At 68.5% G+C, this 7,695-nt stretch carries 6 protein-coding genes and 1 pseudogene; 4 read left to right on the top strand and 3 right to left on the bottom strand.

From position 1 onward, the window contains the following. Positions 1-86 precede the first annotated feature (86 nt). Entirely contained in the window at positions 87-1,673 is a 1,587-nt protein-coding gene (locus ACKOQ4_RS08620) for a hypothetical protein (protein ID WP_526290831.1), read from the top strand. On the opposite strand, the pseudogene ACKOQ4_RS08615 reads toward ACKOQ4_RS08620, so the two are convergent. Then, a pseudogene (locus ACKOQ4_RS08615) lies at positions 1,673-2,320 on the bottom strand (GmrSD restriction endonuclease domain-containing protein); the annotation flags it as partial. The gene ACKOQ4_RS08620 and the pseudogene ACKOQ4_RS08615 sit on opposite strands and share 1 nt — an antisense overlap. Then, on the bottom strand, positions 2,320-3,471 hold the full coding sequence (gene cax / locus ACKOQ4_RS08610; RefSeq protein ID WP_526290829.1) for a calcium/proton exchanger: 1,152 nt from the start codon (positions 3,469-3,471) through the stop codon (positions 2,320-2,322). The gene cax and the pseudogene ACKOQ4_RS08615, both read right to left, overlap by 1 nt. Positions 3,472-3,568: 97 nt before the next feature. Between cax and ACKOQ4_RS08605 the strand changes: the two genes are divergently transcribed. Genes ACKOQ4_RS08605 through ulaA form a run of 3 tightly spaced genes read left to right on the top strand, consistent with a single transcriptional unit; the run spans position 3,569 to position 6,933 of the window. Then, a complete protein-coding gene (locus tag ACKOQ4_RS08605) occupies positions 3,569-4,597 on the top strand; it encodes a TIGR03617 family F420-dependent LLM class oxidoreductase (RefSeq protein WP_526290827.1) in 1,029 nt (342 codons plus the stop codon). 10 nt (positions 4,598-4,607) lie between these two features. Further along, the gene (locus ACKOQ4_RS08600) at positions 4,608-5,375 is read left to right on the top strand and encodes a PTS sugar transporter subunit IIAB (RefSeq protein WP_526290825.1); all 768 of its coding nucleotides are present in this window, start codon (positions 4,608-4,610) and stop codon (positions 5,373-5,375) included. Positions 5,376-5,382: 7 nt separating this feature from the next. After that, positions 5,383-6,933, top strand: a complete 1,551-nt coding sequence (ulaA, locus tag ACKOQ4_RS08595) for a PTS ascorbate transporter subunit IIC (RefSeq protein WP_526290823.1) — start codon at positions 5,383-5,385, stop codon at positions 6,931-6,933. Here the strand turns inward: ulaA and ACKOQ4_RS08590 are convergent, their stop codons facing one another. Next, entirely contained in the window at positions 6,934-7,635 is a 702-nt protein-coding gene (locus ACKOQ4_RS08590; protein ID WP_526290821.1) for a mycothiol-dependent nitroreductase Rv2466c family protein, read from the bottom strand. Between the last annotated feature and the right edge of the window lie 60 nt (positions 7,636-7,695).

Below are 7,695 nucleotides of genomic sequence, written 5' to 3'. Positions count from 1 at the left end.
GGTAGGCGGTGGCCAGCGACTGGTCCATCCGGTGCAGCTTGGCGAAGTCGCCCCCGCCGCCGCCCCCGAATCCCGAGACCGGCCACATGGCCGTCGGCATGAACCTGGAGAGTGTCGTCGACTGGTCACCGGCATGGACGTTCACCGACGCGTTCAAAGCGTCGCGTCCGTGGATCTCGCACTCCTTCAACCCGCAGACCTGGGCAACCACCTGGGATCCCGCGCAGGCGCCGGCGCTGGACATCGACGCCAACGGCAACATCCGCTCGCTGAAGACCTGGACGGCCAACGGCGTGCAGATGAAGCAGTACGCCGGAACCCTGATGTTCGACGCGCTGGGCGGGGACTACGCCGGCGGCACTTACCACGCCGAGTGGGACGGCACCGGTGTGGTCACCTTCGGCTTCGACGCGGTCGTCACCTCCAGCGGTAAGACCCCGGCCGGACGCAACTTCGCCGAGTTGCGGGTCACCCCCACCGACAGCGGCATCTACATGCGCATCGAGGAGACGAGCCCGGCTGATCCGGTACGCAACTTCAACGTCTGGATGCCCGACTACAACGGCCAGAGCTTCGTCGGCCAGCGCTGGCAGCCCGGCGCCCCGTTCTCCCCGTTCCACCCGCTGTTCCTGTCCCGCCTCCAGCCGTTCGGAGCGCTGCGCTTCATGGGCATGCAGGAGACGAACGGCTCCGACATCACCACCTGGGCGCAGCGCCGCGACGCGGCAGACATCCGGCAGGGTTCGGGGGCCGAAGGAACCCCGAGCGAGCCGCTCGCCAACGGCATCTCGGTGGAGTACATGGTCGAACTGGCCAACGAACTCGACGCCGACCCGTGGTTCAACATGCCGTATGCCGCCGACGACACCTTCGTCCGCAACTTCGCCACCTATGTCAGCCAGCACCTGGAGCCCGGACGCACCGTCTACGTGGAATGGGCCAACGAGGTGTGGAACTTCGGATGGGGCTTCGAGGCCTCGCAGTGGGTGTCCGACAAGGCCAAAGCGGCCGGCCTCGATCCCGACTTCGGCCAGTGGATCGTCGCCGGGCAGGAGGCAAAGCGGGACATGGACATCTGGTCGCAGGTGTTCGCCGGCCAGTCCTCGCTGAATCTGGTCCGGGTGGCCGCCGGCTGGGCGGCGGTGGACTGGGTGACCAACCAGGTCGCCGAGAACATGGGCGGCTCGTTCGACGCGATCGCGATCGCGCCCTACATCACCCCCACCGACGAGCAGCGGGCCGGTTACTCCGCCGCCACCTCCGTCGACAAGGTGATCGCCGACACCCGCGCCAATGTAGCCACCTCGTTGGAGTGGACGGCCAGCCACGAACGGCTGGCCCAGGAGTGGTCGGCGAAACTGGGCCGGCCCATCGAGCTTGTCGCCTACGAGGGCGGCCCGCACCTGGACGGCCGCGGCGCGGCCTATCAGAACGCGTTCTACGCCGCGACCAACGATCCGCGGATGGGTGACATCTACCGCGACTACCTCAAAGGCCTCGACGCGGCCGGCATGGACCTCTACATGGACTTCCAGTTCACCGGCCAGGCCGGTGCGGCGCCGTGGGGCGACTTCGCCAAGCTGCACCGGATGGACCAGTCGCTGGCCACCGCCTACCTGTACAACGCGGTGGTGTCGGCCGCCGACGGAACGCTCTGGCCGGCGGTCACCTAGCAGCCGGCGAGCACCCGGGCCAGCGCGTCGCGCTCGGGCGGTGTCACCCAAAGCCGGTAGGCGGCTTTGATGTTGACGATGCGGGTGGCGTACACGCATCGGTAGGACGTGTTGGGCGGCAGCCACGTCGCCGCGTCGGCGTCGCCCTTCTCCTGGTTGACCCAGCCCAGCGTGGTCTGCAATTCGATCGGATCGTTGGCGAAGTTGCGCCGGGTGAAGTCGTCCCACTCCTGGGCGCCGGTCTGCCAGGCGTCCGAGAGTGCTACGACATGGTCGATCTGGACCTCCGCCGAACTACCCGGGCCGCGGCGGAACTCGACGCTGGTGCCGGTATAGGGGTCGTTGAGGATTCCGCTGAGCACCGCGCAGTCATTGGACCCCGGCTTGATCACCACGTCGACCAGATCGCGGCGCAGGATGTCGTTTCTGGTGTCGCAACCGTTGCGGCCGTACTCCACCGTCACGTCGTCGGTCCACCGCTCCCCGAACAGATCCCGGTCGTATCCGGTCTTCGGCGCGCGGCCCTTCACCGCCAGCGAATCCAGAGCGGCGAGTGCGTCCGCGGAGCTGTCGGCGGCCGCGGGCAACGAGGCCTGAAGGACCGAAACGATCACTGCTGCAACCACTGTCGCCCCCCGCGACAGCATTACCCCCACCAGAAGGCAGTGGCGATGGCGATGTACAGCGCGATGAGCACAGCCCCCTCGAACCAATTCGACTCGCCGTCAAAGGTCACCAGCACGGCGACCAGCGCCGACATCATCATCGCGGCCAGCAGCAGCGGCGAGAAGACCAGATCGAACCCGGGCTGGCCCAGCCAGACCGCCGACAGGCAGACGATCGGGGCGATGGTCAGCGCGATCTGCACCGGTGACTGCAGCACCACCTGAACGGCGTAGTCCATCTGGTTCTTGGCCGCCAGCTGGATGCCGACGAAATTCTCCACCGCGTTGCCGGCGATCGCCACGATCACCAGACCGGCGAACACCTCGTTGATCCCCGCCGCTTCCATCGCCGGTTCCAGCGCGGCCACGAACCACTCGGAGACGAACGCCGCGCCGATACCCGCCGCGGCCAGCATGCCGATCGCCATCGCCAGCGGCCACTCGCCGTGCGCCGACGCGGCACTGGCCGCCTTGGCCGAATCCTTGCTCGCCGCGATCGGAGACGCCCCGCGGTGTTCGTGCCCGGCATGGGCGACCGGGTCCGGCTGCTTGTTGCCCAGGGTGGCCGGCAACGACAGCGCGAACAAAGCCAGCATGACCACCGAGACGACCACCGAGACCACGCGCTCGTGCGACTCGGCCGGGGTGTGCATCGCCGCTGTCAGCGACGGGACGGCGAGGATGAACACCGCGAGGGTGAACATCAGCCCCAGTGTGCGGCCGTCTTCGGCGGCGAAGCGTTGCCGGCCGTGCTTGAGGCCGCCCACCACGAAAGCCAGACCGAGCACCAGCAGCACGTTGGCCAGGATCGACCCGACGATGGTGGCCTTCACGACGCCGAACAGGCCTGCCTTGAGCGCGAACAGGATGACGAACAGCTCGGGCAGGTTCCCCAGCGCGGTCTGCAGGATTCCGGTGGCGGCCGGACCCAGCCGATCCCCCAGGGCCTCGACCGACCGGCCCACCAGCGACGCCAGCGTGGCCAGGGCGATCGCGGCGACGACGAAGGCCAGCACGGCGTTCATGTGCGCGTAGTGCATCACCCCGGCCAGCACGGCCGCGACCACCGTCACGGCGATGACGATGAGGTCGCGCTTGCTCAGCAGCGGAGGCTTCTCCATAGTGGTCGTCACGCTCTGATCTCCTGCCTGGTCGCGGGTGAAGTTTGCCAGAATCGCAGGGTCCGCGATGGAAAATGGCCGGCTCGGTCCGTGCGTAGAGTTCACCGGCATGCACGTCGACGCGATGACCCTGCCCCAGCCGCTGGTCCGGGCCGGCGACATCGCCCGCGGCGTCCAGGCGGCCGGCTTCTCCGGCCTGCTGTTCACCGAGACCGGCCGCACCCCCTATCTCAGCGCCGCGGTTGCCTCCCAGGCCGCACCGGGACTGGACCTGTCCACCGGGGTCGCGGTGGCCTTCCCCCGCAGCCCGTTCGTCACGGCGGCCACCGCGTGGGAGTTGCAGGAGGCCGTTTACGCACGGAATCCGGCCGGGCGGTTCCGGCTCGGGCTGGGAACCCAGGTTCGCACCCACGTGGTGCGCCGCTACGGCAGCGCCTTCGACCCCCCCGGACCACGGCTGCGCGACTACGTGCGGGCCGTCAAGGCATGCTTCGAGGCGTTCCGCAGCGGACACCTCGAGCACCACGGCGAGTTCTACGAACTGGACTTCATCACGCCGCAGTGGAGTCCCGGGCCGATCGCGGCACCCGACCCGAAAGTCGATGTCGCGGCGGTGAATCCGTGGATGCTCCGGATGGCCGGCGAGGTGGCAGACGGGGTGCACGTCCACCCGATCGGAGAACCCGGCTACCTGCGCCGGCATGTCGTCCCCCGCATCGCCGAGGGTGCGGCGAGAGCGGGCCGGTCAGCACAGGACGTCGCGGTCATCGTGCCGGTGGCAACGATCGCCGGGGACACCGACGCCGAACGCGACGCCGAACGCGAACTGGTGCGCGCCAGCCTGAGCTTCTACGGCAGCACGCCCAACTACGCGTTCATCTGGGACGAGGCCGGCTTCGAGGGCACCACCGCCCGGATCCGGGAGCGCCAGAAGTCCGGGGATGTCGCGGGGATGGCCGCGCAGATCACCGACGAACACATCGCCGTCTTCGCCACCGAGTCCACCTGGGACGGCATGGCCGACGCCCTGCGCGCCAAATACGGCGGAATCGCCTCGCGCATCGTGATCTACAACGCGCTGACGAGCCCGGAAAGACTTGAGCGCTATGGCGAGGTGGCGCGCCGGCTTCGGTGTTAGTGTCCCGGCCATGGCAGGTCTGAGCGGTCTTCTCGCCGAGGACTGCATCGCGCTGGACGTGGACGCCGCCACCTGGGAGGAGGCGGTGCTCGCCGCAGGCGGCCTGTTGGAAAGCGCGGGGATCGCCGGTCCGGCCTACACCGGGTCCATGATCGACAACGTTCAGACCAACGGTCCCTACATCGTGGTGGCACCGGGATTCGCCTTCGCCCACGCCCGCCCGTCAGAGGCAGTGCACCGAACCGGCATGTCCTGGGTGCGGCTGGCGCACCCGGTCTCCTTCGGGCACAAGACGAATGACCCCGTCGACCTGGTGGTCGCCCTGGCCGCGACGGACGACGGCGCACATGCCACCTCGATGGCCGAACTGGCCAAGATCGTAGGCAGCCCGGACAAGCGTGCGGCGCTGAACACTGCCGCGACACCGTCGGCGGTGATGGGGATCCTCGGCGGCCTTCAGCCGACCCAGCCGGCGGCCGGCGGCGGCCGGACGTCCAACCTCATCCTGACAGTGTGCGGAAACGGCCTGGGCACCAGCCTGTTTCTGAAAAACACCCTCGAGCAGGTGCTCGGCAGCTGGGGGTGGGCACCCTTCATCACCGTCGAAGCCACCGACACCATCTCGGCCAAGGGCCGTGCCAAGGAGGCCGACCTGATCATGACCTCCGGCGAGATCGCCAAGACCCTCGGTGACGTCGGCGTCCCGGTCAAGGTGATCGACAACTTCACCTCGACCCGCGAGATCGACGCCGCGCTGCGCGACTCCTATGACATCTAGGGAACCGATGAACTGGTTGGTCGCCGTCGCCGAATTCGTCGTCAACGAAATCCTGGCAGTCCCGGCCTATCTCATCGGGATCATCACCGCCGTCGGTCTGATCGCGCTGCGCAAGAGCACCGGGCAGGTCATCGGCGGGGCGCTGAAGGCCACGCTGGGGTTCCTGCTGATCGGCGCGGGCGCAACCCTGGTGGTGGCCTCGCTGAAACCGCTGGGGGTGATGATCCAGGGCGCGGCGGGCACCAAGGGGGTGGTGCCGACCAACGAGGCGATCGTCGGGATCGCCCAGAAACAGTTCGGCGCGCAGGTGGCCTGGCTGATGATCCTGGGCTTCGCAATCAGCCTGCTGCTGGCCCGGTTCACCCCCCTGCACTACGTGTTCCTCACCGGCCACCACACTCTGTTCATGGCGACCCTGCTGACCATTGTGCTGGCCAGCGCAGGCCTGCCGGGCGCCACGGTCGTGCTCCTCGGCGGTCTGCTGTTGGGGGTGGTCATGGTGGCGCTACCGGCCATCTCCCAGCCGTGGACCAAGCGCATCACCGGTGACGACAGCATCGCCATCGGGCATTTCGGGACCCTGGGCTACATCGCCTCCGGCATCACCGGCCGCTTCGCCGGCGGCTCGAGGAGCCGGTCCACCGAGGATCTCAAACTGCCTGAGTCGCTTCGGTTCCTGCGCGACTCGATGGTGGCGACCGCCTTGTCAATGGTGCTGATGTACACCGCCGTCGGGTTGATCTACCTGTTCAGGGCGGGCGGCGCCACGGCGTTCGCGGCCTATGCCGACGAGTCCGGCGACGGCGCGGCGACCAGCGTCGGCAACTTCCTGATGATGGGAGTGACGCAGGGCCTGAGCTTCGGCGTGGCCGTCGCCGTCATCCTGTTCGGGGTGCGCACCATCCTCGGCGAACTGGTTCCGGCGTTCCAGGGCATCGCCGAGCGGATGGTGCCCGGCGCGATACCGGCGCTGGACGCCCCGATCGTGTTCCCTTACGCCCAGAACGCGGTCCTGATCGGGTTCATCTCCAGCTTCGTCGGCGGCCTCGTCGGCCTGGCGGTGCTGTCGCTGTGGCTTGGCCCGGCGTTCGGCTGGGTGCTGGTGCTGCCAGGCCTGGTGCCGCATTTCTTCACCGGTGGGGCGGCGGGCGTATACGGCAACGCCACCGGCGGCCGGCGCGGTGCGGTGGCCGGCGCCTTCGTAAACGGTCTGCTCATCACCTTCCTGCCCGCTCTGCTGGTCAAGGTGCTCGGATCGTTCGGCGAGGAGAACACCACCTTCGGTGACGCCGACTTCGGTTGGTACGGAATTCTTCTCGGCAACGCCGCCAAGCTGGGCTCGACCGGGGGCATGGTCGCGATGCTGCTGATAGGGGCCGGTCTGCTGACACTGGCGGTCGTTGTCCAGCGTCGGCTTGTGGACACCGGGTGGGATCCGGCACCGGGCCGGGAGCGGCCCGCGGCAGCCGAGTCGGCGCCCGCGGTGGGCACCGGGCGCAGCTACCCGAAGATCCCCGCCCCGGCCGGGGCTCCGGCGCCGCCTCCCCCGCCGGTTTAGCTAATCGCGGCCGTCGAAGCTGATCACCTGGCCGCGGTTGATCGAAACCCAGTCGCGCGCTTCCAGATACGGGCGGAAGGTCTCGACGATGGCCTTTTCGTCGGCGGAGGTCTTGGGCCGCTGCAGTTCGTAGAGGTGCGGGAACTCCGTCCACGCCGCCACCGCTTCCCACAGTCGCACCGCGGCGTCGCCGGCGGGCGGGTCGATGAGCACCGGTCCGAACAGGCACTGGCCGTCGGGGAAGAACAGCGTCGGCACACCGTAGCCGCCGGCCTCGACCACGCGCCGGTGGTCGGCGAGCACCTCCTCGGAGGTGGTCGGGTCGGCGATCGCCTCGTCCACCAGGCCGGGGTCGAAACCCAATTGGCTGATCAGATGGCGGGCGACGGACTTCTCGTGCGGCTTGTGTCCCTCGACGTGCAGCGCCCTGGCCGCCCGCTCGTACCAGGCGTCGATGTCGTCCATCGACCGGCGCCGCAGCAGCGCCCCGATGCGCATCATCGACCACCCGTAGGACCACTCCCGCTCCCACGGGTGCTTCTTGCCCTCCTCGCGGTTGATCTCCTCGAGGCTGAAGAAACGCCAGTTCACCCGAAGGCCGGTGCGGTCGCGGACCTCGCGAATCCAGCGCGAGGTCTGGTAGGCGTACGGGCACATCACGTCGAAGTGGAAATCGACGTACTCCGGGCGCTGCACTGCCATGCCCGCCACCCTATTCTCCTCCGCGAGATCACCACCAGGGCTGCGGTCCAGGCGAAACCG

The organism is Mycobacterium sp. (genome assembly GCF_046095365.1).
In the GTDB taxonomy this organism is placed as follows: Bacteria; Actinomycetota; Actinomycetes; order Mycobacteriales; family Mycobacteriaceae; genus Mycobacterium.
The sequence above is the reverse complement of the archived record's forward strand: the minus strand, read 5'-3'. Positions and strand labels throughout refer to the sequence as shown.

Excerpts from the sequence above, each read along its gene's own strand:
- ACKOQ4_RS08620 (WP_526290831.1), top strand. The coding sequence starts at position 87 with ATGGCCGTCGGCATGAACCTGGAGAGTGTCGTCGACTGGTCACCGGCA.
- ACKOQ4_RS08605 (WP_526290827.1), top strand. The coding sequence starts at position 3,569 with ATGCACGTCGACGCGATGACCCTGCCCCAGCCGCTGGTCCGGGCCGGC.
- ACKOQ4_RS08600 (WP_526290825.1), top strand. The coding sequence starts at position 4,608 with ATGGCAGGTCTGAGCGGTCTTCTCGCCGAGGACTGCATCGCGCTGGAC.
- ulaA (WP_526290823.1), top strand. The coding sequence starts at position 5,383 with ATGAACTGGTTGGTCGCCGTCGCCGAATTCGTCGTCAACGAAATCCTG.
- ACKOQ4_RS08590 (WP_526290821.1), bottom strand. The coding sequence starts at position 7,635 with ATGGCAGTGCAGCGCCCGGAGTACGTCGATTTCCACTTCGACGTGATG.